Annotated in this window: 24 protein-coding genes; 9 read left to right on the forward strand and 15 right to left on the reverse strand. The window is 73.6% G+C overall.

The features are described from left to right. Positions 1-16 precede the first annotated feature (16 nt). From purF to GCU67_RS04440, 3 genes are all read right to left on the reverse strand, one after another. Positions 17-1,576 (reverse strand): amidophosphoribosyltransferase, encoded by a 1,560-nt coding sequence (purF, locus tag GCU67_RS04430; protein ID WP_163609874.1) that lies wholly within the window; start codon positions 1,574-1,576, stop codon positions 17-19. Positions 1,577-1,740: 164 nt separating this feature from the next. Further along, the gene (locus GCU67_RS04435) at positions 1,741-2,349 is read right to left on the reverse strand and encodes an MBL fold metallo-hydrolase (protein WP_163609875.1); all 609 of its coding nucleotides are present in this window, start codon (positions 2,347-2,349) and stop codon (positions 1,741-1,743) included. Further along, positions 2,349-3,434 (reverse strand): S-(hydroxymethyl)mycothiol dehydrogenase, encoded by a 1,086-nt coding sequence (locus tag GCU67_RS04440; RefSeq protein ID WP_163609876.1) that lies wholly within the window; start codon positions 3,432-3,434, stop codon positions 2,349-2,351. The genes GCU67_RS04435 and GCU67_RS04440 overlap by 1 nt, the downstream gene beginning before the upstream one ends. Positions 3,435-3,664: 230 nt before the next feature. Between GCU67_RS04440 and GCU67_RS04445 the strand changes: the two genes are divergently transcribed. Continuing rightward, positions 3,665-5,089, forward strand: a complete 1,425-nt coding sequence (locus GCU67_RS04445) for an MFS transporter (protein ID WP_163609877.1) — start codon at positions 3,665-3,667, stop codon at positions 5,087-5,089. After that, on the forward strand, positions 5,086-5,229 hold the full coding sequence (locus tag GCU67_RS21120; protein ID WP_170311006.1) for an MFS transporter small subunit: 144 nt from the start codon (positions 5,086-5,088) through the stop codon (positions 5,227-5,229). The genes GCU67_RS04445 and GCU67_RS21120 overlap by 4 nt, the downstream gene beginning before the upstream one ends. 205 nt (positions 5,230-5,434) lie before the next feature. Here the strand turns inward: GCU67_RS21120 and GCU67_RS04450 are convergent, their stop codons facing one another. The 4 genes from GCU67_RS04450 to purS all read right to left on the reverse strand — a co-directional run bounded on the left by GCU67_RS04450 (position 5,435) and on the right by purS (position 9,164). Next, positions 5,435-5,824: a sterol carrier family protein gene (locus GCU67_RS04450; RefSeq protein WP_211660762.1), complete on the reverse strand. Its 390-nt coding sequence runs from the start codon at positions 5,822-5,824 to the stop codon at positions 5,435-5,437. Next, the gene (gene purL / locus GCU67_RS04455; RefSeq protein ID WP_338104762.1) at positions 5,824-8,163 is read right to left on the reverse strand and encodes a phosphoribosylformylglycinamidine synthase subunit PurL; all 2,340 of its coding nucleotides are present in this window, start codon (positions 8,161-8,163) and stop codon (positions 5,824-5,826) included. Before purL ends, GCU67_RS04450 begins: the two co-directional genes overlap by 1 nt. Positions 8,164-8,240: 77 nt before the next feature. Then, positions 8,241-8,915, reverse strand: a complete 675-nt coding sequence (gene purQ / locus GCU67_RS04460) for a phosphoribosylformylglycinamidine synthase subunit PurQ (RefSeq protein ID WP_338104763.1) — start codon at positions 8,913-8,915, stop codon at positions 8,241-8,243. Positions 8,916-8,924: 9 nt separating this feature from the next. After that, entirely contained in the window at positions 8,925-9,164 is a 240-nt protein-coding gene (purS, locus tag GCU67_RS04465) for a phosphoribosylformylglycinamidine synthase subunit PurS (RefSeq protein ID WP_163609878.1), read from the reverse strand. 162 nt (positions 9,165-9,326) lie between these two features. On the opposite strand from purS, the gene GCU67_RS04470 reads away from it, so the two are divergent. Then, the gene (locus tag GCU67_RS04470) at positions 9,327-9,992 is read left to right on the forward strand and encodes a flagellar brake protein (RefSeq protein ID WP_163609879.1); all 666 of its coding nucleotides are present in this window, start codon (positions 9,327-9,329) and stop codon (positions 9,990-9,992) included. A 33-nt stretch (positions 9,993-10,025) separates the two neighbouring features. Here GCU67_RS04470 and GCU67_RS04475 read toward each other — a convergent pair whose 3' ends face one another. Beyond that, positions 10,026-10,904 (reverse strand): phosphoribosylaminoimidazolesuccinocarboxamide synthase, encoded by an 879-nt coding sequence (locus tag GCU67_RS04475; RefSeq protein WP_163609880.1) that lies wholly within the window; start codon positions 10,902-10,904, stop codon positions 10,026-10,028. Next, a complete protein-coding gene (gene purB / locus GCU67_RS04480) occupies positions 10,901-12,208 on the reverse strand; it encodes an adenylosuccinate lyase (RefSeq protein ID WP_163609881.1) in 1,308 nt (435 codons plus the stop codon). Before purB ends, GCU67_RS04475 begins: the two co-directional genes overlap by 4 nt. A 93-nt stretch (positions 12,209-12,301) precedes the next feature. On the opposite strand from purB, the gene GCU67_RS04485 reads away from it, so the two are divergent. Continuing rightward, positions 12,302-13,735, forward strand: a complete 1,434-nt coding sequence (locus tag GCU67_RS04485) for an AI-2E family transporter (protein ID WP_163609882.1) — start codon at positions 12,302-12,304, stop codon at positions 13,733-13,735. 43 nt (positions 13,736-13,778) lie between these two features. On the opposite strand, the gene GCU67_RS04490 is transcribed toward GCU67_RS04485, so the two are convergent. After that, entirely contained in the window at positions 13,779-14,693 is a 915-nt protein-coding gene (locus tag GCU67_RS04490; protein ID WP_163609883.1) for an SDR family oxidoreductase, read from the reverse strand. 84 nt (positions 14,694-14,777) lie between these two features. On the opposite strand from GCU67_RS04490, the gene GCU67_RS04495 reads away from it, so the two are divergent. Beyond that, entirely contained in the window at positions 14,778-15,350 is a 573-nt protein-coding gene (locus GCU67_RS04495) for a TetR family transcriptional regulator (RefSeq protein ID WP_163609884.1), read from the forward strand. 49 nt (positions 15,351-15,399) lie between these two features. Here GCU67_RS04495 and purD read toward each other — a convergent pair whose 3' ends face one another. After that, complete coding sequence (gene purD / locus GCU67_RS04500; protein ID WP_163609885.1) at positions 15,400-16,653, reverse strand: phosphoribosylamine--glycine ligase; 1,254 nt, start codon at positions 16,651-16,653, stop codon at positions 15,400-15,402. 181 nt (positions 16,654-16,834) lie between these two features. On the opposite strand from purD, the gene GCU67_RS04505 reads away from it, so the two are divergent. Beyond that, positions 16,835-17,881 (forward strand): glycerophosphodiester phosphodiesterase family protein, encoded by a 1,047-nt coding sequence (locus GCU67_RS04505; protein WP_163609886.1) that lies wholly within the window; start codon positions 16,835-16,837, stop codon positions 17,879-17,881. A gap of 336 nt (positions 17,882-18,217) precedes the next feature. Here the strand turns inward: GCU67_RS04505 and GCU67_RS04510 are convergent, their stop codons facing one another. Then, positions 18,218-19,504, reverse strand: coding sequence for an adenylosuccinate synthase (locus GCU67_RS04510; RefSeq protein WP_163609887.1), 1,287 nt, complete (start codon positions 19,502-19,504; stop codon positions 18,218-18,220). A 67-nt stretch (positions 19,505-19,571) separates the two neighbouring features. On the opposite strand from GCU67_RS04510, the gene GCU67_RS04515 reads away from it, so the two are divergent. The 3 genes from GCU67_RS04515 to GCU67_RS04525 all read left to right on the forward strand — a co-directional run bounded on the left by GCU67_RS04515 (position 19,572) and on the right by GCU67_RS04525 (position 22,250). After that, positions 19,572-20,189 carry a hypothetical protein gene (locus GCU67_RS04515; RefSeq protein ID WP_163609888.1) on the forward strand — a complete coding sequence of 206 codons (618 nt, stop codon included), beginning with the start codon at positions 19,572-19,574 and terminating at the stop codon, positions 20,187-20,189. A gap of 178 nt (positions 20,190-20,367) precedes the next feature. After that, a complete protein-coding gene (locus GCU67_RS04520; protein ID WP_338104764.1) occupies positions 20,368-21,429 on the forward strand; it encodes an ABC transporter permease in 1,062 nt (353 codons plus the stop codon). Beyond that, positions 21,426-22,250 (forward strand): ATP-binding cassette domain-containing protein, encoded by an 825-nt coding sequence (locus tag GCU67_RS04525; protein ID WP_163609889.1) that lies wholly within the window; start codon positions 21,426-21,428, stop codon positions 22,248-22,250. Before GCU67_RS04520 ends, GCU67_RS04525 begins: the two co-directional genes overlap by 4 nt. Before the next feature lie 33 nt (positions 22,251-22,283). On the opposite strand, the gene GCU67_RS21125 is transcribed toward GCU67_RS04525, so the two are convergent. The 3 genes from GCU67_RS21125 to fbaA all read right to left on the reverse strand — a co-directional run bounded on the left by GCU67_RS21125 (position 22,284) and on the right by fbaA (position 24,050). Further along, a complete protein-coding gene (locus GCU67_RS21125; RefSeq protein WP_170311007.1) occupies positions 22,284-22,430 on the reverse strand; it encodes a GPGG-motif small membrane protein in 147 nt (48 codons plus the stop codon). A gap of 185 nt (positions 22,431-22,615) precedes the next feature. Then, the gene (locus tag GCU67_RS04530) at positions 22,616-23,017 is read right to left on the reverse strand and encodes a DUF3151 domain-containing protein (RefSeq protein WP_163609890.1); all 402 of its coding nucleotides are present in this window, start codon (positions 23,015-23,017) and stop codon (positions 22,616-22,618) included. A 4-nt stretch (positions 23,018-23,021) separates the two neighbouring features. Then, positions 23,022-24,050, reverse strand: a complete 1,029-nt coding sequence (fbaA, locus tag GCU67_RS04535; RefSeq protein WP_163609891.1) for a class II fructose-bisphosphate aldolase — start codon at positions 24,048-24,050, stop codon at positions 23,022-23,024. Between the last annotated feature and the right edge of the window lie 172 nt (positions 24,051-24,222).

Genomic DNA, 24,222 nt, shown 5'->3' on the forward strand with positions numbered 1-24,222 from the left:
GTAGGGCTCCTGCGGGTCAGGGACGGCTGAGGGCGTCGTCGGCGCCACCGGGGACGGTCGGGCTGCCGGCCTGGCGCCCGGTCCAGCCGGTGACGGCGGCCGCCTCGTCACTGAGCGCGCGGCGGCCGATGCCCTCCAGGACGTGCTTGCCCAGCACCGTGGGCTCGGCCAGCGGGATGGGGTACTCACCGGTGAAGCACGCGGTGCACAGCCGGTTGGCCGGCTGCTCGGTGGCGGCGATCAGGCCCTGCTCGGAGACGTAGGCCAGCGAGTCGGCGTTGATCGAGGCGCGCACGCCGTCAACGTCCAGGCCGTTGGCGACCAGCTCGGCCCGGCTGGCGAAGTCGATCCCGTAGAAGCACGGCCACTTCACCGGCGGGGAGGAGATGCGCACGTGCACCTCGACGGCGCCGGCCTCGCGCAGCATCCGCACCAGGGCGCGCTGGGTGTTGCCGCGCACGATCGAGTCGTCGACGACGACGAGGCGCTTGCCGCGGATGACGTCGCGCAGCGGGTTGAGCTTGAGCCGGATGCCCAGCTGCCGGATCGTCTGGCTGGGCTGGATGAACGTGCGCCCGACGTAGGAGTTCTTGACCAGGCCGAGCCCGTAGGGGATGCCCGAGGCCTCGGCGTAGCCGACGGCGGCCGGGGTGCCCGACTCCGGCACCGGGATGACCAGGTCGGCCTCGGCCGGGTGCTCCTTGGCCAGCCGGCGGCCGATCTCGACGCGGGCGGCGTGCACGCCGCGGCCGGAGATCGTGGTGTCGGGGCGGGCGAGGTACACGTACTCGAAGACGCAGCCCTTGGGCTGGCTGTGCGCGAAGTGCTGGCTGCGCAGCCCGTCCTCGTCGATCGCGATCAGCTCACCGGGCTCGACCTCGCGGACGTAGGAGGCGCCGCAGATGTCCAGGGCGGCGGTCTCGCTGGCCACGACCCAGCCGCGCTCGAGCCGGCCCAGCACCAGCGGGCGCACGCCCTGCGGGTCACGGGCGGCGTAGAGCGTGTGCTCGTCCATGAACGTCAGGCTGAACGCGCCCCGCAGCCGGGGCAGCACCTCCATCGCGGCCGCCTCGACCGACATGTCGGGCTTGGCGGCGATCAGCGAGGTGATCAGGTCGGAGTCGGTGGTCGCGGCGAACGCCCCGCTCACGCCCTCGTCGGCGGCCGCGCTGGCCAGCTCGGCGGTGTTGACCAGGTTGCCGTTGTGACAGAGCGCCAGCCCTGTCCCGGCACCCGTGGTGCGGAACGTGGGCTGGGCGTTCTCCCACGTGGAGGCGCCGGTCGTGGAGTAGCGGGTGTGGCCGACGGCGATGTGGCCGCGCAGGCTGCCCAGCGTCGGCTCGTCGAACACCTGACTGACCAGGCCGAGGTCCTTGTAGACCACGACGGAGGAGCCGTCGGACACCGCGATGCCGGCCGCCTCCTGACCGCGGTGCTGGAGGGCGTAGAGGCCGAAGTAGGTGAGCTTCGAGACCTCCTCGCCGGGTGCCCAGACGCCGAAGACACCGCAGGCGTCCTGCGGGCCGGGGTCCTGGGGGTCGAGGTCGTGCGTCAGCCGTCCATCACCGCGGGGCACCTGCTGAGCGTACCGGCTCGCAGGTCCTCCCCCGGGTGGGAGTTCTCACCCGGGGAGGACGGTCACGTGCCGGATCCCCTGCCCGACCTGCGCTTCCGTGGTCGGGCGACCACGCCGCGCCACCCCTGGGGAGCGGGAGTGGTCACTCCCGCCCCCCGGTTCCGTCAGGCGACGTTCCCGGTCTCTGCCGTGACGGTCGTGTCGTCGCCGTGCCCGGTGTGAACGACGGTGTCGCCGTGCAGGGTCAGCAGCCGCGCCCGGATCGAGGCCAGGATCGTCGGGTGGTCGCTGAACGAGCGGCCGGTGGCCCCCGGGCCGCCGCAGAACAGGGTGTCGCCGGTGAAGACGGCCCCCAGGTCGGCGGCGTGCAGGCTGGTGCTGCCCGGCGAGTGGCCCGGGGTGTGCAGCGCGGTCAGCGTCGTGCCGGCCACCGTGAACCGCATCAGGTCGGCCAGCTCGCCGTCCGGCAGCGCCACCGGGTGGACCATCCGCCAGAGCATCGTGTCGGCCGGGTGCAGCCAGACGGGGGCGTCGGTGGCCTCGCGCAGGTCGACCGCGGCGGTGACGTGGTCGTTGTGCCCGTGGGTCAGCAGGATCGCCTTGACCCGCCGGCCACCGATGGCCTCGACGATCGGCTCGGCCCGGTGCGGGGCGTCGATGACGACCACCTCGTCGTCGTCGCCGACCAGCCAGACGTTGTTGTCGACGTCGAAGTCCTGCCCGTCGAGGCTGAACACCCCGCTGACGACGGCCTTCTCGATGCGGGCCGTCATCAGAAGACGACCACGCTGCGGAGGACCTCGCCCTTGTGCATCTTGTCGAACGCGGCCTCCACCTGGTCCAGGGCGATCGTCTCGGAGACGAACGCCTCCAGCGGGAAGCGGCCCTGCAGGTAGAGGTCGACCAGCATCGGGAAGTCCCGGCTGGGCAGGCAGTCGCCGTACCAGGAGGACTTCAGCGACCCACCGCGGCCGAAGACCTCCAGCAGCGGCAGGGTGATCTCCATGTCCGGCCGCGGCACGCCGACCAGGACGACGCGGCCGGCCAGGTCACGGGAGTAGAAGGCCTGCTCGTACACCGCCGGGTGGCCGACGGCGTCAATGGTGACGTCGGCCCCGAACCCGCCGGTGAGGGCCTTGATCGCCTCCACCGGGTCGTTCTCCTTCGAGTTGACGGTGTGCGTGGCGCCAACGTCCTTGGCCCACTGCAGCTTCCGGTCGTCGATGTCGACGGCGATGATCGTGGTCGCGCCGGCCAGCGCGGCACCGGCGATCGCGGCGTCGCCGACCCCGCCGCAGCCGAAGACGGCGACGCTCTCCCCGCGCTGCACGGCACCGGTGTTGATGGCGGCACCCACTCCGGCCATGACGCCGCAGCCGAGCAGCCCGGCCGCCGTCGCCGGCGCCTGGGGGTCGACCTTCGTGCACTGACCGGAGTGCACGAGGGTCTTCTCGGCGAAGGCCCCGATGCCCAGCGCCGGGCTGAGCTCGGTCCCGTCGGCCAGCGTCATCTTCTGCGCGGCGTTGTGGGTGTCGAAGCAGTACTGCGGCTGGCCCTTGCGGCAGGCCCGGCACTCGCCGCACACCGCCCGCCAGTTCAGGACGACGAAGTCCCCGACGGCCACGTCGGTGACGCCCTCGCCGACCGCGGAGACGATCCCGGCCGCCTCGTGCCCGAGCAGGAAGGGGAACTCGTCGTTGATCCCGCCCTCCCGGTAGTGCAGGTCGGTGTGACAGACCCCGCAGGCCTGCACGTCCACGACGGCCTCACCCGGCCCGGGGTCGGGGACGATGATCGTCTCGATGGTGACGGGAGCGCCCTTGCTGAGGGCGACGACGCCCTTGACCTCGTACGGCATGGGGCCAGCCTAGGTACATCGGCAGACCGGCCGCTTCCTGTACTCCAAGCGGCCACACCGCTGCCCTGTGCAACGAATTGGTCTCGGCGTCACCAGGATGAGCGGGGTCGGCGCGCCGAGCTGCGCACGGGGTCGTACCGTCCCACCGGTCGCGATGCAGCTCACAGGATGTGACTCACGCGGCTGGCTCGTCCGCCCGGCCGCGCCGTCACGTCACCTCGGAGGTCTCCGTGGCAGTACCCAGCTTCCTGGCCCGGGAGCGCATCATCGCGCGCCCTGGCTTCAACCGGTGGCTCATCCCACCGGCGGCGCTCGCCGTGCACCTGTGCATCGGTCAGGCCTACGCGACCAGCGTCTACAAGGCCGCCCTGGTCGCGAACTTCGAGTCGAACCTGAAGAACATCGGGTACATCTTCTCTCTCGCCATCGTGATGCTCGGCCTCTCGGCCGCGCTCTTCGGCACCTGGGTGGACCGCAACGGCCCCCGCGCCGCGATGTTCGTCTCGGCCGTCTTCTGGTCGACCGGCTTCCTGGTCGGCTCGCTGGGCATCGCCACCGACCAGCTGTGGCTGCTCTACCTGGGCTACGGCGTCATCGGCGGCATCGGCCTGGGCATCGGCTACATCTCGCCGGTGTCCACGCTGATCAAGTGGTTCCCGGACCGTCCGGGCCTGGCCACCGGCATGGCGATCATGGGCTTCGGTGGCGGTGCGCTCATCGCGTCCCCGCTGTCGCGTCAGCTCATGAGCTGGTACGACCCGAACTACGTCCCCTCCGGCGTCGGCGCCAACGTCGCCAGCGGTGACGCGGTCGCCAAGCTGTTCCTGACGCTGGGCCTCGTCTACCTGGTCTTCATGCTCTTCGGCGCCTTCATCATCCGCGTGCCCGCCGCCGACTGGAAGCCCGCGGGCTTCGACCCGGCGTCGATCAAGGCCAAGCCGATGATCACCACCGACAGCGTGTCGGCCGCCAACGCCATCAAGACCCCGCAGTTCTGGCTGCTGTGGGTCGTGCTGTTCTGCAACGTGACCGCCGGCATCGGCATCCTCGAGCAGGCCAGCGGCATGATCCAGGACTTCTTCCGCGAGGGCGGCAGCTCCACCGTCGCCGTCACGGCCGCCGCGGGGTTCGTCGGCCTGCTGTCGCTGTTCAACATGGGTGGCCGGTTCGTCTGGTCGTCCACGTCGGACTACGTCGGCCGCAAGGGCATCTACATGGTCTACCTGGGTGTGGGCCTGGTGCTCTACGTCCTGCTGGCCACCGTCGGCAACAGCGCCACCTGGCTGTTCGTCGTCCTCGCCGCGCTGATCATCAGCTTTTACGGCGGTGGCTTCGCCACCGTCCCGGCCTACCTGCGCGACCTCTTCGGCACCTACCAGGTCGGCGCCATCCACGGCCGGCTGCTGACCGCGTGGGCCGCCGCCGGTGTCGCCGGCCCGCTGATCGTCAACGGCATCCTGGACTCGCGGGGCAAGGTCGGCGAGCTCGAGGCTGCTGACTACCGCCCGGCGCTGTTCATCATGGTCGGCGTGCTCGCCGTCGGCTTCGTGGCCAACCTGCTGATCCGCCCCGTGGCCAGCAAGTTCCACGAGCCGAAGGCCGCTGTCGACGCCTTCACCTCCCCCTCCACCACGGAAGCGAGCGTCACGCGATGAGCACCTCGGTCAGCAACGAGCCCCAGCGCGGGACCACGCACACCCCGGTGGGCCTGATCGCCTTCGCCTGGGCCCTCGTGGGCGCTCCCCTCGCCTACGGCCTGTACCAGACGGTGAAGACGGCCAGCCAGCTGTTCTGATCCACCGCACACCGGACGCCCCGCCTGCTCACCGAGCAGGCGGGGCGTTCTGCGTCTGCGGGGCGTCCTGCTGCGGCCGGGATCAGGTCACCTGATCGTGCGTGCTCCTGGCTCACCGCACGACGTGAGCCAGGAGCACGCACGGTGAGCCAGGACCACAGATCACGGACGACGGACGACGGCGGCGGCGCGCGACCGCCGGGGCTCAGGCGTGGCGCAGCGGGGGCAGCGGCAGGTGCGCCGAGAGGTCGGCCCGGTTGCCGCTCGCGACGACCCTGCCCGCGGCGACCGACTCCGCCCAGCTCAGCGCCCCGGTGGCCAGCCGCAGCCAGGTCGCGGCGTCGGTCTCGATGACGTTGGGCGGTGTCCCGCGGGTGTGCCGGGGTCCCGGCACGCACTGCACCGCCACGAACGGCGGCACGCGCAGCTCCACCGAGCGCCCGGGCACCTGCTGGGCCAGCCAGCGGGCCGAGGTCTTCACCGCCGCGCCCAGCACCGGGCGGGGCGGCTGTTCGGACTCCCCCGCCAGCCACCCGGCCACCGGCGCCAGGACGGCGCGCAGCTCCTCGGCCGAGATGGGCGCCAGCCCGGCCATCAGCTGCTCGGGACGGTGCCCGCCGGGACGGCGCCCACGACCAGCTCCGGGCTGCCGAACAGGGCGGGCAGGGTGCCCGTCCAGGCCGTGCGCAGCTCGTCCAGCGGCAGCTCCAGCAGGCCCTCGACCACCAGGGCGTCGCCGCCCGTCGTCCCGAGCTCGGTGACCGGGACGCCGGCCTCCGCCGCCGCGGCGCGCACCGCGGCCGGGTCGGCGGTGGTGACGACGACGCGGGCGCCGGACTCGGCGAACAGCGCAGCCGTCGGGTCGCCCTCGACGCGGAGCGCCGCGCCGGTGCCGTACCGCAGCGCGGACTCGGTCACTGCCTGGGCCAGGCCACCGTCGGCCAGGTCGTGGGCGGAGCTGACCAGGCCCTCGGTGGCGAACCGGGCCAGCAGCTGGGCCAGGGTGCGCTCGGCGGCCAGGTCCAGCCGGGGCGGCAGCCCGCCCAGGTGCCCGTGGACGACCGCGGCCCACGCCGAGCCACCGAACTCCGGCCGGGTCTCCCCGAGCAGCAGCACGGTCTCGTCGGCGGCCCGCCAGCCGGTGGGCACCCGGCGGCGCACGTCGGCGTGCACGCCCAGGACGCCGATCACCGGCGTCGGGTTGATCGCCACGTCGCCGGTCTGGTTGTAGAGGCTCACGTTGCCGCCGGTGACCGGCAGGCCCAGCTCGCGGCAGCCGTCGGCCAGGCCGCGGACGGCCTCGGCGAACTGCCACATGACCTCGGGGTTCTCCGGGGAGCCGAAGTTGAGGCAGTTGGTGACCGCCAGCGGGACGGCCCCGGAGACGGCCACGTTGCGGTAGGCCTCGGCCAGGTTCAGCTGGGCGCCGGTGTAGGGGTCCAGCCGGGCGAAGCGGGCGTTGCCGTCCAGCGCGAGGGCGATGCCCAGGTTGCTGGACTCGTCGACCCGCAGCACGCCGGCGTCCTCGGGCTGGGCCAGCACGGTGTTGCCGCGCACGTAGCGGTCGTACTGCTCGGTCACCCAGGACTTGTCCGCACCGTCCGGGCTGGACACCAGCGCCAGCCAGTCGGCGCGCAGGTCGGCCGAGGACGACGGCGGGGCGTCGGCCTGCAGGGCGTCCAGGTCGGCGGGGCGGGCCATCGGCCGGTCGTAGCGCGGGCCCTCCAGGGCCACGGTGCGCGGCGGGACGTCGACGATCCGCTCGCCGTGCCAGTCGATGGTGAGCCGGTCGCCGTCGGTGACCTCACCGATGACGGTGGCCAGCACGTCCCACTTGGCGCAGACGGCCAGGAACGCCTCGACCTTGTCCGGTTCGACGACCGCGCACATCCGCTCCTGCGACTCGCTCATCAGGATCTCGGCGGGGGTGAGCGTGGAGTCGCGCAGCGGGACGGCGTCGAGATCGATGCGCATGCCGCCGGAGCCGGCGGCGGCCAGCTCGCTGGTGGCGCAGGAGATGCCGGCGCCGCCCAGGTCCTGGATGCCGGTGACCAGGCCGGCCGCGAAGACCTCCAGGCACGCCTCGATCAGCAGCTTCTCGGTGAACGGGTCACCGACCTGCACGGCCGGGCGCTTGGCCGGGCCCTCGGCGTCGAAGGTCTCACTCGCCAGCACCGAGACCCCGCCGATGCCGTCGCCGCCGGTGCGGGCACCGAACAGCACGACCTTGTTGCCGGTGCCCTCGGCCTTGGCCAGCTGCAGGTCCTCGTGCCGCATGACGCCCACGCACAGGGCGTTGACCAACGGGTTGCCGGCGTAGGTGGGGTCGAAGAGCAGCTCGCCGCCGATGTTGGGCAGGCCGAGGCAGTTGCCGTAGCCGCCCACGCCGGCGACCACGCCGGGCAGCACCCGGGCGGTGTCGGGGGCGTCGGCCGCGCCGAAGCGCAGCGAGTCCATGACGGCGATCGGGCGGGCGCCCATGGTGAGGATGTCGCGGACGATGCCGCCGACCCCGGTGGCCGCGCCCTGGTAGGGCTCGATGTAGCTGGGGTGGTTGTGCGACTCGACCTTGAAGGTGACCGCGTAGCCCTCGCCGACGTCGACCACGCCGGCGTTCTCGCCCATGCCGACCAGCAGCGCGTCGCTCTTGGGCAGGTCACCGAACCGGCGCAGGTGCACCTTGGAGGACTTGTAGGAGCAGTGCTCGCTCCACATGACCGAGTACATGGCCAGCTCGGCGGTGGTCGGCCGGCGGCCGAGGATGTCCTTGATCGAGGCGTACTCGTCGTCCTTGAGCCCGAGCTCGGCGAAGGGCTGAGCCGTGTCCGGCGACTGCCCGGCGCGGTCGACGGTGTCCAGGTCGGGCATCGACCGGACGGCGGCGTCGGCCGGGCCGTCGGCGGCGTGCGGGGTCGACGTCACGTCGGCGGTCACGCGATCACTCTGCTCGACTCCGGGATCGTTCCGCTCCTCGGTCGCTGGCGCTCCCTGCGATGCTCGCTCACCCGTCGTCATCGGGACCCGACCAGCGAGGTCAGCACGGACGTGAAGAAGCCCAGGCCGTCGGTGCTGGGGCCGGTGAGGCTCTCGACCGCGTGCTCGGGGTGCGGCATCAGGCCGACCACCCGGCCGTCGGCACTGGTCACCCCGGCGATGTCGCGGGAGCTGCCGTTGGGGTTGCCCCCGACGTAGCGGACGACCACGCGGCCCTCGCCCTCGAGCCGGTCGAGGTCGGCGTCGGCGGCGACGTAGCGGCCCTCGCCGTTCTTCACCGGGACGACGATCTCCTGGCCCGGCGTGAACGACGACGTCCAGGCGGTGTCGGCGCGCTCGACGCGCAGCCCCTGGTCGCGGTTGCGGAAGTGCAGGTGGCTGTTGCGGGTCAGCGCCCCGGGCAGCAGCCCGGCCTCGCACAGCACCTGGAAGCCGTTGCAGATGCCCAGCACCGGCAGGCCGGTGCCGGCCGCGGCCACCACGTCGGCCATCAGCGGCGAGCGGGCGGCGATGGCGCCGGCCCGCAGGTAGTCGCCGTAGGAGAAGCCGCCGGGCAGGACCACGGCGTCGACGTCCTTCAGGTCGTGGTCGCCGTGCCAGAGGGAGACGGGCTCACCGCCGGCGAGCCGCACCGCGCGTGCGGCGTCGACGTCGTCCAGGGAGCCCGGGAAGGTGATGACACCGATGCGCACGATCAGTCCTCAGTCAGTCGGGAGGTGCAGTTCGACGTCTTCGATGACGGGGTTGGCCAGCAGCGTCTCGGCGATCTCGCGGAGCTCCGCGGCGTCGGGGGTGCCGTCCACCTCCAGCACGAAGTGCTTGCCCTGGCGGACACTGCGGACACCGGAGTGACCGAGCCGGCCCAGGGCGCCGAGCACGGCCTGCCCCTGCGGATCGGAGATCTCTGGCTTCAGGACGACGTCGACGACCACGACTGGCACGGGCGCCAGGGTACCGGCACCGCCGGACCGCCCCGGACGGGCGCTGTCACCCGGACGGGTGCACGGGCCCGGCCGTTCCGCTGGAGGAACCCGGCGCGGTTGTCGATGATGTCCGCAACCAGGCCGCCACCGGGCGGTCTCACGCGCACGACGGAGGTGGGCATGATCGCGGGCACCGCGAACGTCGACTACCCGGCTGCCGCCACGGGCCTCAGCGTCCTGCCCCTCGGCTCGGACGAGGCGCTGACCAGCCGGGTCCGGCGGGTCGACGACGGCTACCTGTACATCAGCATCCCGCGCACCCCGATCGGCGAGAACGCCTTCTTCGTCTCCCGCGACATGCTCGACGTGTCCTGGCAGGCCGACGACGGGCTGCGCTCGGCGCCGGCGGAGTCGGTCTCCATCGCCACTGACGGGACCTGGAAGGTCAGGCTCACCGGCGCGGCCAGCAGGCTCCAGCGCCGGGACGCCGTCCGTGCCCCGATCGGGCTCCCGGTGTCGGTCAACTGGGGTCGCCTGACCCTCGAGGGGAGCACCGTCGACCTCAGCGAGGGCGGCGCCCTGTGCGTCTTCCGGGGCGGCGGCGAGCTCGGCGTCAACGTCCCGTTCCCGAAGAAGGACCAGCACCTCTCGCTCCGGCTGAACCTCTACTCCGACGAGCTCGTGATCCCCGTCGTGATCGTCCGGCGGAAGCCGCGGGAGGACGCCCTGCACGAGTGGTCGCTGCGGTTCGTCGACCTGCCCGAGGCCTCCGCCGACCTCATCCGCTCACACGTCTTCACCGCACTGCGCAACGCCCGCGCCCGCGGCCTCGCCGCCCTCTACTGAGGCCGGCGCCCGGCCCCCGTCGGGGTTCGGGCCTCAGCTCCAGCTGCGGCCGGTGAGCTTCTCGTAGGCGGTCACGTAGCGCTCGCGGGTGGCGGCGACCACGGCCTCGGGCAGCTCGGGGGCCGGGGAGACCCGGTCCCAGCCGGAGGTGGTCAGCCAGTCCCGCACGTACTGCTTGTCGAACGAGGGCTGCGGTGCGCCCGGGGACCAGGTGATGGCCGGCCAGAAGCGCGAGGAGTCCGGCGTCAGCACCTCGTCGCCCAGCACGAGCGTGCCGTCTGCGGTGCCGAACTCGAACTTGGTGTCGGCCAGCACGATCCCGGCGTCCTCGGCGATCTCCGCCCCGCGCCGGTACAGGGCCAGCGTCAGCGCGCGCAGCGCCTCGGCGCGCTCGGCGCCCACGGCGTCGACGACCTGCGCGAAGCCGATCGCCTCGTCGTGCTCCCCCACCTCGGCCTTGGTCGAGGGGGTGAACACCGGCTCGGGCAGCCGGGAGCCCTCGACCAGCCCCGCGGGCAGCGCGACGTCGACGATGGCGCCGCTGCGCTGGTACAAGTGCGTGCCCGACCCGGACAGGTAACCGCGGGCCACGCACTCGACCGGCAGCATCTCCAGCCGGCGCACCAGCATCGACCGGCCGGCGAGCTCCGCCGGAACGCCCTCGGCCAGCAGGGCGTCGCCGGTGGCCAGCAGGTGGTGCTCGGCGCCGTGCTCGGCCAGCACCGGGGCCAGCTGCTCGAACCACCACACCGACAGCGCGGTGAGCACCCGCCCCTTGTCCGGGACCGGGGTGGGCAGGACGACGTCGTAGGCGGAGATGCGGTCGCTGGCGACCAGCAGCAGCCGGTCGTCGTCGACCGCGTAGACCTCGCGGACCTTGCCCTGCGCGACGAGCTCGAAGGGCAGGGTCATGACAGTGCGGCGAGCCGGTCGAACAGCGGGCCGAGGTTCTGCACGTAGCGCTCGGGCCGGCAGATCTCGTCCAGCCGGGCCTCGTCGAGGGTCACGCCGTCGGCCGCCGCCCGCTCGCGCAGTGTCTGGCGGAACGGCGTCCCGTCCTGCCAGGTGCGCATCGCCGCGGACTGCACGAGGGCGTAGGACTGCTCGCGGCCCATCCCGCCCTCGACCAGCTCCAGCAACACCGAGGAGGTGTAGATCAGCCCGCCGGTGGACTCCAGGTTCGCCCGCATCCGCTCGGCGTCCACGACCAGGTTCTCCACCAGGCCCGCGGTCAGGTCCAGCAGGTAGTCGGTGGTGATCGCCGCGTCGGGCAGGTACACGCGCTCGGTGGAGGAGTGCGAGATGTCCCGCTCGTGCCACAGCGGGATGCCCTCCATGACCGGCACGATCGCCGCGCGCACGACCCGGGCCAGCCCGGCGATGCGCTCGGAGCGGATCGGGTTCTTCTTGTGCGGCATGGCGCTGGAGCCCTTCTGGCCCGCGCCGAAGGCCTCCGACAGCTCCCGCACCTCGGTGCGCTGGCCGTGCCGCACCTCCAGGGCGATCGCCTCGCAGACGGTGGCGATGATCGCCAGCGCGGCGACCCACTCGCTGATGCCGTCGCGCAGCACGACCTGGGTGGAGGCGTCGGCGGCGCGCAGGTCCAGCGCCTCGGCGACGGTGACCTCCACCGAGGGGTCGATCAGCGAGTAGGTGCCGACAGCACCGGAGATGGCGACGACGCCGACGGCCTCCCGTGCCCGGCGCAGCCGGTCGCGGGACCGGGCGGCGGCGAAGGCGAGGTCGGCGACCCGGTGGCCCCAGACGTCGGGCTCGGCGTGCACGCCGTGGGTCCGGCCGACCTTGATGGTGTCGCGGTGGGCCAGCCCGTGGTCGCGCAGCGCGGCGACCAGCCGGTCGGCCTTGGCCAGCAGGACGTCGGTGGCGTCGGTGAGCTGGACGGCGAGGGCGGTGTCCAGCAGGTCCGAGGACGTCATGCCGTGGTGGACGTAGGCCGCAGCCGAGCGGGGCTCGGTGTTGTCCGCCCACGCGGTGAGGAAGGCGATGACGTCGTGCTGCGTCGTCTCCTCGATCTCCGCGACCCGCTCCGGCGTGGGCGGCGGGGCGTTGCGCACCGGCTCGACGACGTCGGCGGGCACCCGCCCGGCGGCCGCGTGCGCCTCGAGGACGAGTGTCTCCACCCGGCACCACAGCTCGTACTTGTGCTGATCGCTCCAGACCCGGCCCATCTCGGGCAGGGTGTACCTGTCGATCATGCGGGCACCGTCTCGGACTGCTCAGCTCGTCGCACCACGGCTCCATCCTGTCGCACGGTCCCGCGCGGGGCCCCATCACCTCGGAGGACGCCGATGTTGCACCGGGCCAACCACGCGGCCCGCCGGGCCCGTGACCGGATCAGGGCGGCCCGCGAGCACGACCCGCACGCCTGGCCGGAGGGCACCGTGCTGGTGCTCGAGGACGGCAGCCGCGCGGTCGTCGACCACGTCGAGGAGGCCGGCTCGGTCCCGTACCCGCCGGCCCGGGGCGACGGTGCCCACCCGGTCGGCAGCCCGCACCCGGACGCACCGGACGCCGACGTCCCGGGCGGGGTCAGCGGGCCGCCGGACCCGGGCGGCCCACCCCCGACCGCCGGGCGCGACCGCAGCAGCGGCAGCCTGCTGGGCCCCGACGGCGCCCTGCGCGCGGCCGAGCGCGACGTCCCCAACGGGCTGCGGATCGCCGCGGCCTGGTCGTGGCGGTCGATCGCGGTGGTGGCCGCGCTCTACCTGCTGCTGCGGGCGGCGGGCTACGTGGCCGTGGTCGTCGTCCCGGTGATCGTGGCGCTGCTGCTGGCGGCGCTGCTGCAGCCGGGGGCGGCGTTCCTGCGCCGCCGCGGCTGGCCGTCCTCGCTGGCCGCGCTGACCATGCTGGTGGTCGGGCTCGGCGTGGTCGCCGGCATCGTGACGCTGGTCGTGGAGGAGTTCGCCTCCGGCTACGACGACCTCGCCTCCCAGGTCGACGAGGGCCTGACCCAGGTGCAGGACTTCGTCACCCGCACGCTCCCGATCACCGACGGCCAGATCACCGACGCCGTCGAGAGCGCCAACCAGGCCGTCGTCGACAACCGGGACCTGCTCACCTCCGGCGCGCTGACCACAGCCGCGACGGTCGGCGAGGTGCTCACCGGCGCCCTGCTGACCCTGTTCACGCTGTTCTTCTTCCTGATGGACGGCCGGCAGATCTGGCTGTGGGTCGTGGGGCTGACCCCCGCGAACTCCCAGGCCTACCTCGACGAGGCCGCCCGCCGCTCCTGGCGCACCCTGATCTCCTACGTGCGGGCGACGGTGGCCGTGGCCGGCTTCGACGCGGTCGTCATCGGCGTCGGCCTGCTGTTCCTCGGGACGCCGCTGGTCGTGCCGCTCGCGGCGCTGGTGTTCCTCGGCGCCTTCATCCCGATCATCGGGTCGTTCCTGGCCGGCACGGTGTCGGTGCTGGTGACCCTGGTGGCGGTCGGGCCGGTGCGGGCGCTGATCGCGTTCGGGATCATCGTGCTGGTCATGCAACTGGAGGGCCACGTGCTGCAGCCGCTGCTGCTCGGCCGGGCGGTGTCGGTGCACCCGCTGGCCGTGGTGCTGGGCATCGCCGGTGGCCTGCTGATCGGCGGCATCTTCGGCGCACTGATCGCGGTGCCGGTCATCGCCTGCGCGAACGTCGCCGGCACCTACCTGTCCCGGCGGACCGAGGGGCCGCGGCCGCCGCAACCGGACACCCGCCGGGCGAAACGGCTGGTGACGACCGGCTGAGCTCGGCCGCCGTGGCGGCCGGGCCCAGACCGACCTGGCCGGGTCAGGCGGCGGTGGGGACGCCGGCGCCGGTGTAGGCGCCGGCCGCGATGTCGGCCAGCAGCGTCGGGCCGGTGGGCGTCCAGCCGAGCAGCTCCTGGGTGTGCGTGCTCGACGCGCTCAGGTCCTGGCCGAAGAACGCGCCCAGGAACCCGAAGTGGGCCACGGCGTCCTCCGGCGCCACCGAGGTGACCGGCAGCCCGAGCGCCGCACCGATGGCCTCGGCGACCGCCCGGGTGGGCACGCCCTCCTCGGCCACGACGTGCAGCCGGGAACCGGCCGGCGCCTGCTCCAGCCCGAGCCGGACCAGCCGGGCGGCGTCCGAGCGGTGCACCGCCGACCAGGCGTTGGTGCCGTCGCCCACGTACCCGGAGACGCCGGTGCGACGGGCTGCGTCGACGAGCATGGACACGAAGCCGTGGTCGCCGGTCCCGTGCACGGTCGGGGCGAAGCGCAGGCTGATGCTGCGGACGCCCCGGGCCACGTGCTCCAGCGCCAGGTTCTCCGCGCCCCCACGAGGAGCGTCCGGGCCCGTGAAGGGCGAGGCGTCGGACTCCAGCACCGGGCGGCCGCTGACCAGCCCGGCGACGCCGGCGGCGAGCAGGAACGGCCGGTCGGTGCCCTCGAGCACCTCGGCCAGGGTCTGGACGGCGGTCCGCTCGGCCCGGTTGGTGGCCGCCATGTCGGCCCAGTCGTGCTTGTTGGCCAGGTGGACGACGCCCTCGGCCTCGGCTGCCCCCCGGCGCAGCGCGTCGAGGTCGTCGAGGTCGCCGTGCAGCGGAGCGGCCCCCTTCTCCTGGAGCGCGGCGGCAGCGGCCGGCGTGCGGGCCAGCCCGACCACCTCGTGGCCGGCGGCCAGCAGCTCGTCGACCGTGGCCGCCCCGATCCAACCGCTCGCGCCCGTGACGAAGACCTTCATGTCCTGCTCCTCTGCGTGGTGACGTCAGTTGCTGTCGTCACCCTACGCCTCGATGTCAGTCGCTGTCATGACTACGCTCGTGCCGTGGCCAGGTGGGAGTCGGGGACGCAGGAGCGCCTGCAGCGTGCCGCCCTCGACCTGTTCGCCGAGCACGGCTACGACGGGGTCACCGTCGCCCAGATCGCGGCGCACGCCGGCCTGACCGAGCGCACGTTCTTCCGCTGGTTCGCCGACAAGCGCGAGGTCCTCTTCCGCGGCCAGGAGGAGTTCGAGCAGGCCTTCCTCACCGGGATGACCGCAGCGCCGGACGGCGACGCGATGTCCCTGGCGATGGCCGGGCTCGCCGGCGGTGCGGCGCCCTTCACCGCCGAGCGGCACCCCTGGGCCCGCGCCCGGCAGCGGGCGATCGACGCCCACCCCGCCCTCCGGGAGCGCGAGCTGCTCAAGCTGTCGGCGCTGGCCACCGCGCTGACGGGGGCCCTGACCGACCGCGGGGTGGGCCCGGTGCCGGCCGCGCTGGCGGCCGAGAGCGCGGTGGTCGTCTTCCGCACGGCCTTCACCGCCTGGATCGCCGGGGACGGCGCACGCCCCTTCGCCGAGGTGCAGGCCGAGGTCCTCGCCGAGCTGCACGCCCTGCTGGCCGCCGCCCGGGCCTGACGAGGACGGCCGATCCGCCGTCGACCGCCGCGGAGGACGACCGGCGCGCTCAGACGGTGATGCGCCCCTCGACGGCGGCCAGCGCGATGTCGGTGCGCCAGTGCGCACCGGCCAGCCGCACCGACGCCAGGCGCTCGTAGACGGTCTGCCGGGCCGCGGCGAGGTCCTCGCCCACCGCGGTCACCGACAGCACCCGACCGCCGGCGGAGTGGACCAGGCCGTCGGGGCCGACGGCGGTCCCGGCGTGCAGGACGCCCTCGCCGTCGGCACCGGTGACCGGGTCGCCCAGGCGCGGGCGCTCCGGGTAGCCCTCGCTGGCGACGACGACGGTCACGGCCGCCCCGTCGCGCCAGCGCAGCGGCGGCTGCTCGGCCAGCGTCCCGGTGGCGGCGGCGTGCAGCAGCCCGGCCAGCGGGGTCTCCAGCAGCGGCAGCACGACCTGGGTCTCGGGGTCGCCGAAGCGGGCGTTGAACTCGACCACCCGGACGCCGGCCGAGGTCAGCGCCAGCCCGGCGTAGAGCAGGCCGCTGAACGGCTCGCCGCGGCGGCGCATCTCGTCGACGGTGGGCTGCAGGACGGTGACCAGGACCTCGGCGACCAGCCCGGCCGGCGCCCAGGGCAGCGGTGCGTAGGCGCCCATGCCGCCGGTGTTCGGGCCGCCGTCGCCGTCGTCGCGGCGCTTGGCGTCCTGCGCGGGCAGCAGCGGCACCACCGTCGTCCCGTCGGTGAGGGCGAACAGCGACACCTCGGGGCCGTCGAGGAACTCCTCGACCAGCACGGAGTGGCCGGCGTCCAGCACGGCCTGGCCGTGGGCGAGGGCGGCGTCGTGGTCGGTGGTGACCAGCACGCCCTTGCCGGCCGCCAGCCCGTCGTCCTTGACCACGTAGGGGGCGCCGGACTCGGCGAGGACGGTGTGCAGCTCGCCCGACCCGCCGACCGCCCAGGACCGCGCGGTCGGGACGCCGGCCGCGGTCATCACGTGCTTGGCGAAGGCCTTGGAGCCCTCGAGCTGGGCGGCCTGCGCCGACGGGCCGAAGCAGGCGATGCCGGCGTCGCGGACCGCGTCGGCGGCACCGGCCACCAGCGGCACCTCGGGGCCGACGACGACCAGGTCGGCCTGCCACTCGACGGCCAGCGCGGCGACGGCGACCGGGTCGGTGGCGTCCAGCGCGAACGGTGCGGCGATCACCGCGGTCCCCGCGTTGCCCGGCGCGCACGCCAGCGCGGTGACCGCGGGGTCGGACTGCAGAGCCACGCACAGGGCGTGCTCCCGGGCACCGGAGCCGATCACGAGGACGCGCACGCTGCAGAACGTACCGATCACCCGGCCGGCCGACCGTTCTCCTCTCCCGTCACACCGACGACTGAGATCTCCCTCACACGGGTGGGGCGACTCTCCAGGTGAGCGCGTCGTCCACCGATCTGACTCCATGACGTCGGCGCGCGTTCACGACACGGCCAGGGAACTGGAGTTCCCTGGAGGCATGCAGGAGACCGGCCTGAAGGCCGTTCGCTCGCCCAGCCTGGAGCGCTCGCCGCTCGTCATCGGGCACCGCGGCGCGCCGAGCTATCGACCCGAGCACACGCGAGCCAGCTACGAGCTGGCCATCGACCTGGGCGCCGACCTCATCGAGCCCGACCTCGTCCTCACCCGTGACCTGCACCTGGTCGCGCGGCACGAGAACGAGCTGTCCCGGTCGACCGACGTCGCCGGCCACCCCGAGTTCGCCGACCGTCGGCGCACCCAGGAGGTGGACGGCGAGGAGCTGACCGGCTGGTTCGCCGAGGACTTCACCCTCGCCGAGCTGCGCACCCTGGGCGCCGTCGAGCGCACCCCCGGGATGCGCCCGATGAACACCGCCTACGACGGCCGCTACGGCGTCCTCACCTTCGCCGAGGTGATCGAGGTGGCCCGCAGCCGCTCGACCTCCGGCCGCGTGGTGCGGGTGCAGGCCGAGTTGAAGTCGCCGTCCTGGTACGCAGCCCAGGGGATGCCGATGGTGGAGCTCGTCGCCGACGAGCTGCGCCGGATGGACGCCGCCTGCCAGGGCGGGTCGGTGGTCGTGCAGGCCTTCGACCCCGCTGCGCTGCGCGAGCTGCACGACGACCTCGGCCCGGACGGCCCGAAGCTGGTGCAGCTGATCGACGAGGAGGGCGTCCAGGACGCCCTGGTCACCCCCTCCGGGCTGCGCGAGATCTCGACCTACGCGCAGGGCATCGCCCCGCACAAGGGCCGGATCCTGCTGCACGGGGCCGACGGCGGGCTGGTGGGCGTCTCCGACCTCATCACCCAGGCCCATCGCGCCGGGCTGACCGTCGAGCCGTGGACGCTGCGGCCGGAGAACGTGTTCCTGCCCGCGCACCTGCGCCGCGGCGGCGACCCCCGGGGCTTCGGCGACGCCCAGACCGAGGCCCGCCTGCTCTTCGCCCTCGGGGTCGACGGCGTGATCACCGACGCCCCGGAGACCGCCTACCGGGCCCGCTCGGAGCTCTCCGCCGCCGCCATGGCCCCGGTCCGCCCCCGCGTCTGAGCCCACCGCCCCACCGACTGTGCGCTCGTCGGGCCGTCAGCACCCCGGACAGCCCGCCGAGCGCACACTCGCGTGCCGGTCGGCCGCACCGCTGCCCGGCCCACCGACTGTGCAGTCAGCGGGCCCCAGCACGGCCGGGCACCCCGCTGAGCGCACAGTCGGCGTCGTCCGGAGTCGGGGACGCACGGGTGAGCCGACGTCGGCACGCGACCACGGCGTCGCCGGAAGCGACTGTGGGCTGACGTCGCGGAGCCGGAGGCTCCCGACGTCAGCGCACGAAGCGGCTCAGCACGAGCCGGGGACCCTGCCTGGCCGCGCTGCGGCCCGGCAGGGTCGCTAGATCAAATCGTGCAGGACGACGTTCTCGTCGCGGCCGGGGCCGACGCCGATGACGCTGACCCGGGCCCCGGAGAGCTCCTCGAGCCGGCGGACGTAGGCCTGGGCGTTGGCCGGCAGGTCCTCGAAGCGACGGCAGGCGGTGATGTCCTCGAACCAGCCGGGCATCTCCTCGTAGATCGGCTTCGCGTGGTGGAAGTCGGTCTGCGTCATCGGCATCTCGTCGTGCCGCACGCCGTCGACGTCGTAGGCCACGCAGATCGGCACCGTCTCCAGCCCGGAGAGGACGTCGAGCTTGGTGAGGAAGAAGTCGGTGATGCCGTTGACCCGGCTGGCGTAGCGGGCGACGACGGCGTCGAACCAGCCGCAGCGGCGGTCGCGGCCGGTGGTGACGCCGACCTCGCCGCCCTGCTTGCGCAGGTACTCGCCCCACTGGTCGTGCAGCTCGGTCGGGAAGGGACCGGAGCCGACGCGGGTCGTGTAGGCCTTGAGGATGCCGACGACCCGCTCGATCCGGGTCGGGCCGACACCGGCGCCGACGGCCGCGCCACCGGCGGTCGGGTTGGACGACGTCACGAACGGGTACGTGCCGTGGTCGACGTCGAGCAGGGTGCCCTGGGAGCCCTCCAGCAGGATCCACTCCCCCGCGTCGAGGACCTTGCCCAGCAGCAGCCGGGTGTCGACGATGCGGTGCTTGAGCGCCTCGGCGTAGCCGGCGTACTCCTCGACGACCTCGTCGACGTCGATGGCCTTGCGGTTGTAGACCTTGACCAGGATCTGGTTCTTCTCCTGCAGCGTGCCCTCGAGCTTCTGCCGCAGGATCGACAGGTCCAGCAGGTCCTGGACCCGGATGCCGTTGCGGGCGACCTTGTCGCCGTACGCCGGGCCGATGCCGCGGCCGGTGGTGCCGATCTTGCGCTGGCCGAGGAACCGCTCGGTGACCCGGTCCAGGGCCCGGTGGTGCGGCATGATCAGGTGCGCGTCGGAGGAGATCACCAGGCGCGAGGTGTCGACGCCGCGGTCCTCCAGGCCGGCCAGCTCACCGATCAGCACCTCGGGGTCGATGACCACGCCGTTGCCGATGACCGGCGTGCAGCCGGGGGTCAGGATGCCGCTGGGGATCAGGTGCAGCGCGTACTTCTCGCCGTCCGGGGTGATCACGGTGTGCCCGGCGTTGTTGCCGCCCTGGTAGCGGACGACGTAGGGGATCCGACCGCCGAGGAGGTCGGTGGCCTTGCCCTTGCCCTCGTCGCCCCACTGGGCGCCGATCAGCACGACTGCGGGCATGGGGGGTCTCTCCTCGTCCACGATCTGCACCGGGGGTGCCCGGTCGGCCAGGTGGCAGGGTATCCGCATGCCTGCGACGCACCTCGACCTGCGCGGCCTGGCGGCGTCCCAGCCGCCGTCCCGCCGGCACGTGGCCTCGGTGGTGGACGGCGCCGAGGAGGTGCACCTGCTCGGTCCGGTGCCGGGCCTGGCCGCCGTCCTGGCCCGGCTGTGGAAGACCGAGCGGCTGCCCGCCGTGCCGGTGAGCTGGGAGCCGGCCGACGACCCGGCCTCTACCGCGCTGGCCCGCTCCTTGGGTGTGGGCAGCGGCGGCGAGCGCGAGCTGCCGCTGGTCCGCGACGACCACGGCGGGGTGCTGCTGCACAGCGGCCGGGTCACGGCCCTCGGCGAGCCGCGGCGCGCGCTGGGGCGGCGGTTCGGCGCGCAGGCGTACTGCGACGACACCCGGGTCGCCGACGGGCTGGTCACCCGGATCGACGTGCGCCCGGACTGGACGGCGGTCGACCGGCTCGCCGTCGCGGTCACCACGCTGCCGCTGCGCCGGGTGGGCCGTACGGGCGGCCGGGCGCTGCAGTTGGCCTGCGAGCCCGCCCAGGTGACCCGGGACGGCGTCCCCGTCGACCGGCAGGTCACCAAGTGGACCTGGTACGCCGACGACCGGGTGCGCTGGCGCCTGCGCGGGTGAGGCAGGGCCCCGGCGCTGGACGGGCCTGTCGGCGGGGCCGTCGTCGCCCCCTCCCGGGCTCGGGGCAGGCCCCTGCGGCGGGGCCGGCCAGCAGGTGGAGACTGGGCACACCGCCCGAGCCCGAGGAGGCCGCGCTGCTGTCGTCCCGTCGCGCCCGTCACCGTCGTCGCAGCGCCCGGTGAACCCCGACCGGCTGTCCTACGCCGGCGCGGCCCCGGTGACGCGCCGCTCCCCCGGACGACGGCTGCTGGACCGGTTGCTGGCCCGCCCGAGCATCGGCGCGCTCCTGGGCGTCGGCCTCGTCCTGCTGATCTTCGCGCCGCAGGCGCCCGGGCTGCTGAGCACCGGCAGCCTGGCCACGGTGCTCGACGTCGCCGCCCCCCTGGGCATCGGCGGGGTCGCGGTGGCCCTGCTGCTGGTCGCCGGCCAGTTCGACCTGTCGATCGGTGTCGTCTCGGTGTCCAGCAGCCTGCTCACCGCGCTGCTGGTCACCGAGCTGGGCCTGGGCCTGTGGCCCGCGCTGGTGGTCTCGCTGACCGCGGCGCTGCTGGTCGGTGCGGTCAACGGACTGCTCGTGGTGATCACCGAGCTGCCCAGCTTCCTGGTCACCCTGGCGACGTTCCTGGTGCTGCAGGGCGGCTCGCTCGCGGTCGCCTCCGCGGTGGCCGGCTCCTCGCGGGTCAGCGGGCTGGCGCAGGCCCCGGGCTGGGACTCCGCACTGGCCGTCTTCGGCGCCACCGCCCAACTGGGCGAGGGCCGGTTCCGGATCTCGCTGGTCTGGTGGGTGCTGGCCACCGCGCTGACCAGCTGGCTGCTGTGGCGCACCCGCTTCGGCAGCTCGGTGTTCGCCACCGGGGGCGCCGGGCGGGCGGCCCACGAGCTGGGCGTCCCGGTGTGGCGCACCACCGTGCTGCTGTTCCTGGGCACGGCGTCCGCCGGCTGGTTGATCGGCACGATCGGCCTGGTCCGGCTGGGCGGCGTGCAGGTCGACCCGGCGCTGGGCGCGGAGATCGAGTTCATCGTCGTGGCCGTGATCGGCGGGTGCCTGCTCACCGGTGGCTACGGCTCGACCGTCGGCGCGGCGCTGGGCGCACTGCTCTACGGCATCGCCCGCGAGGGGATCGTCCTGGCCGGCTGGGACCCGCGCTGGTTCCAGTCGTTCCTGGGCTCCCTGCTGCTGGTCGCGCTGCTGCTCAACGGCGTGGTGCGCCGCCGCCTGGGCCGGGTGCCGCTGTCGTGAGCACCGCGGCCGGGAGCACGGCGGACGGCGGCAGCACGCCGCCGGTGCTGGAGCTGCGGGGGGCGACCGCGCGCTTCGGCAGCGTGGCCGCCCTGTCGTCGGTGGACCTCGCGCTGCGCGGCGGGCAGGTCACCTGCCTGCTCGGGGAGAACGGCTCGGGCAAGTCGACGCTGGTCGGCGTCCTGTCCGGGATGCGGCGGCTGTCCGAGGGCGAGCTGCTGCTCGACGGGCGCCCGGCGCGGTTCCGCTCACCACGCCAGGCGCGGGCCGCCGGCATCGCGACCGTCTGGCAGGACCTGGCGATCGCCCCGCTGATGTCGGTGTGGCGGAACTTCTTCCTCGGCGCGGAGCCCACCCGCGGGCCGCGGCCCCTGCGCCGGCTGGACGTCGCGCGCGCGCAGCAGGTCACCACCACCGCGATGGCGGGCGTCGGCGTGGTGGGGCTGGACCCCGACCAGCCGGCCAGCGCGCTGCAGGCCGGTGAGCGGCAGAGCCTGGCGATCGCCCGGGCGCTGCACTTCGGTGCGCGGGTGCTGGTGCTGGACGAGCCGACCGCCCCGATGACGGTGGCGCAGCGGGCCCTGGTCCTGCAGTCGGTCGTGGCCGCGCGGGAGGCCGGGCTGGCCGTGGTGTTCGTGACGCACAGCCCGCAGTACGCCCACCTGGTGGGCGACCGGTTCGTGCTACTGGGCGGCGGCCGGGTGGCCGGCGACCTGACGGCGGAGGACGTCGACGTGCACGACCTCACCCGGCTGGTCGCCGGCGGCGACGAGCTGTCCCGGCTGACCGAGGCGCTGCGCTCGGCCCGCCCCGGCCACTGAGCGGCCCCTCCCGTCGTCGGGAGGGGCCGGTGGTCAGTTGGTGAAGACGCTGACACCACCCGGGCCGACCAGCAGGCCGACGACGATGAGGACGATGCCCCACAGGACCTGCTTGCGGATGATGGCGAAGATGCCGGACACCACGAGGATGACGGCGAGGATCCACAGGATCGTGGCCATGGGAGAACCCCTCTGCTCGGGGCGACGCCCCACTGGCGTCGACCGGCGGCTGACGCTAGACCTTGATCAACAACTCCGCATCTGGACGATCGCGGGTCGTTGACCTGGGCAATGACCACCGGGCCCGCCGTCCGACGTGCGGACGGCGGGCCCGGTGGGTGGAGTGCCCCGGGACGGGGTGTCGGTCAGGCGGCCAGCGAGGGGTCGCAGTCGGCGAGCAGCTGCAGGCAGCGTGCCTCCTCGTCGACCTCCCCGATCACCCCGGCGGCCTCGGCCAGCACGGTGACGCAGCGCAGGAAGCCGCGGTTGGGCTCGTGCGACCACGGCACCGGGCCGAAGCCCTTCCAGCCGTTGCGGCGCAGGGCGTCCAGGCCGCGGTGGTAGCCGGTGCGGGCGTAGGCGTAGGCCTCGATCGTGTTCCCGGCCTGCAGCGCGGCCTCGGCCAACGCGGCCCAGGCGGCACTGGAGGTCGGGTGGGCCGCGGCCACCTCGGCCGGGTCGGTGCCGGAGGCCAGGGCGGCGGTGCCGGGGTCGACGGGGAGCAGGGTGGGCGGGGGCTCACCGAGCAGGTTGTGACTGTGGGTCATCGGGTCAGCCTGCCTGGGACTGGCCGGCGGACAGCAGGTCCTCGCAGGCCTGCACCACGCGGTCGGCCATCGCGCCCTCGGCCACCTTCATGTAGGTGCGCGGGTCGTAGAGCTTCTTGGTCCCGACCTCGCCGTCGACCTTGAGCACGCCGTCGTAGTTGCTGAACATGTGCCCGGCGATGGAGCGGGTCAGCGCGTACTGGGTGTCGGTGTCGACGTTCATCTTGACCACGCCGTAGGTGATGGCCTCGCGGATGTCGGACAGGTCGGAACCCGAGCCGCCGTGGAAGACCAGGTTGAACGGCTTCTCCGCCGTGCCGAACTGCTCGGCGACGACCTCCTGGCCGCGCTTGAGCACGTCGGGCCGGAGCTTGACGTTGCCGGGCTTGTAGACGCCGTGCACGTTGCCGAAGGTGGCGGCCAGCAGGTAGACGCCCTTGTCACCGAAGCCGAGGGCCTCGGCGGTGCGGACGAAGTCGCCGTCGGCCGTGTAGAGCTTCTCGTTGATCTCGTGGGCGACGCCGTCCTCCTCGCCACCGACGACACCGATCTCCAGCTCGAGCACGATCTTGGCTTTGGCCGCCTCGGCGAGCAGCTCCTGGGCGATCTCGAGGTTCTCGGTCAGCTCGATGGCCGAGCCGTCCCACATGTGCGACTGGAACAGCGGCTCCTGACCGGCGGCGACACGGTCCTGGGAGATCGCGATCAGCGGCCGGACGTAGGTGTCCAGCTTGTCCTTGGGGCAGTGGTCGGTGTGCAGCGCGACCTGGACCGGGTAGCGCTCGGCGACGACGTGGGCGAACTCGGCCAGCGCGACCGCACCGGTGACCATGTCCTTGACCCGGGTGCCCGAGCCGAACTCGGCACCGCCGGTCGAGAACTGGATGATCCCGTCACTGCCGGCATCGGCGAAGCCGCGCAGGGCGGCGTTGATCGTCTCGGAGGACGTGCAGTTGATCGCCGGATAGGCGAACCCGCCCTCCTTCGCCCGGGTGATCATGTCGGCGTAGACCTCGGGGGTCGCGATGGGCATGCGGTGCACTCCTGATGTCGGGACCAGCGGTGGTGCTCTGCTCGGGGCAGTATCCCGCCGGGTGATCGACTCGCGCCCGTCCGGGGTCCTCCCGCCCGTGCCGACCGCTCCGTGACCGACCTCACCCACCCCCGGCGGGGTGGGCCCACGAGTCCTGCCAGCTCCCGGCCAG

This window comes from Modestobacter muralis, assembly GCF_010682105.1.
GTDB lineage: Bacteria > Actinomycetota > Actinomycetes > Mycobacteriales > Geodermatophilaceae > Modestobacter > Modestobacter muralis.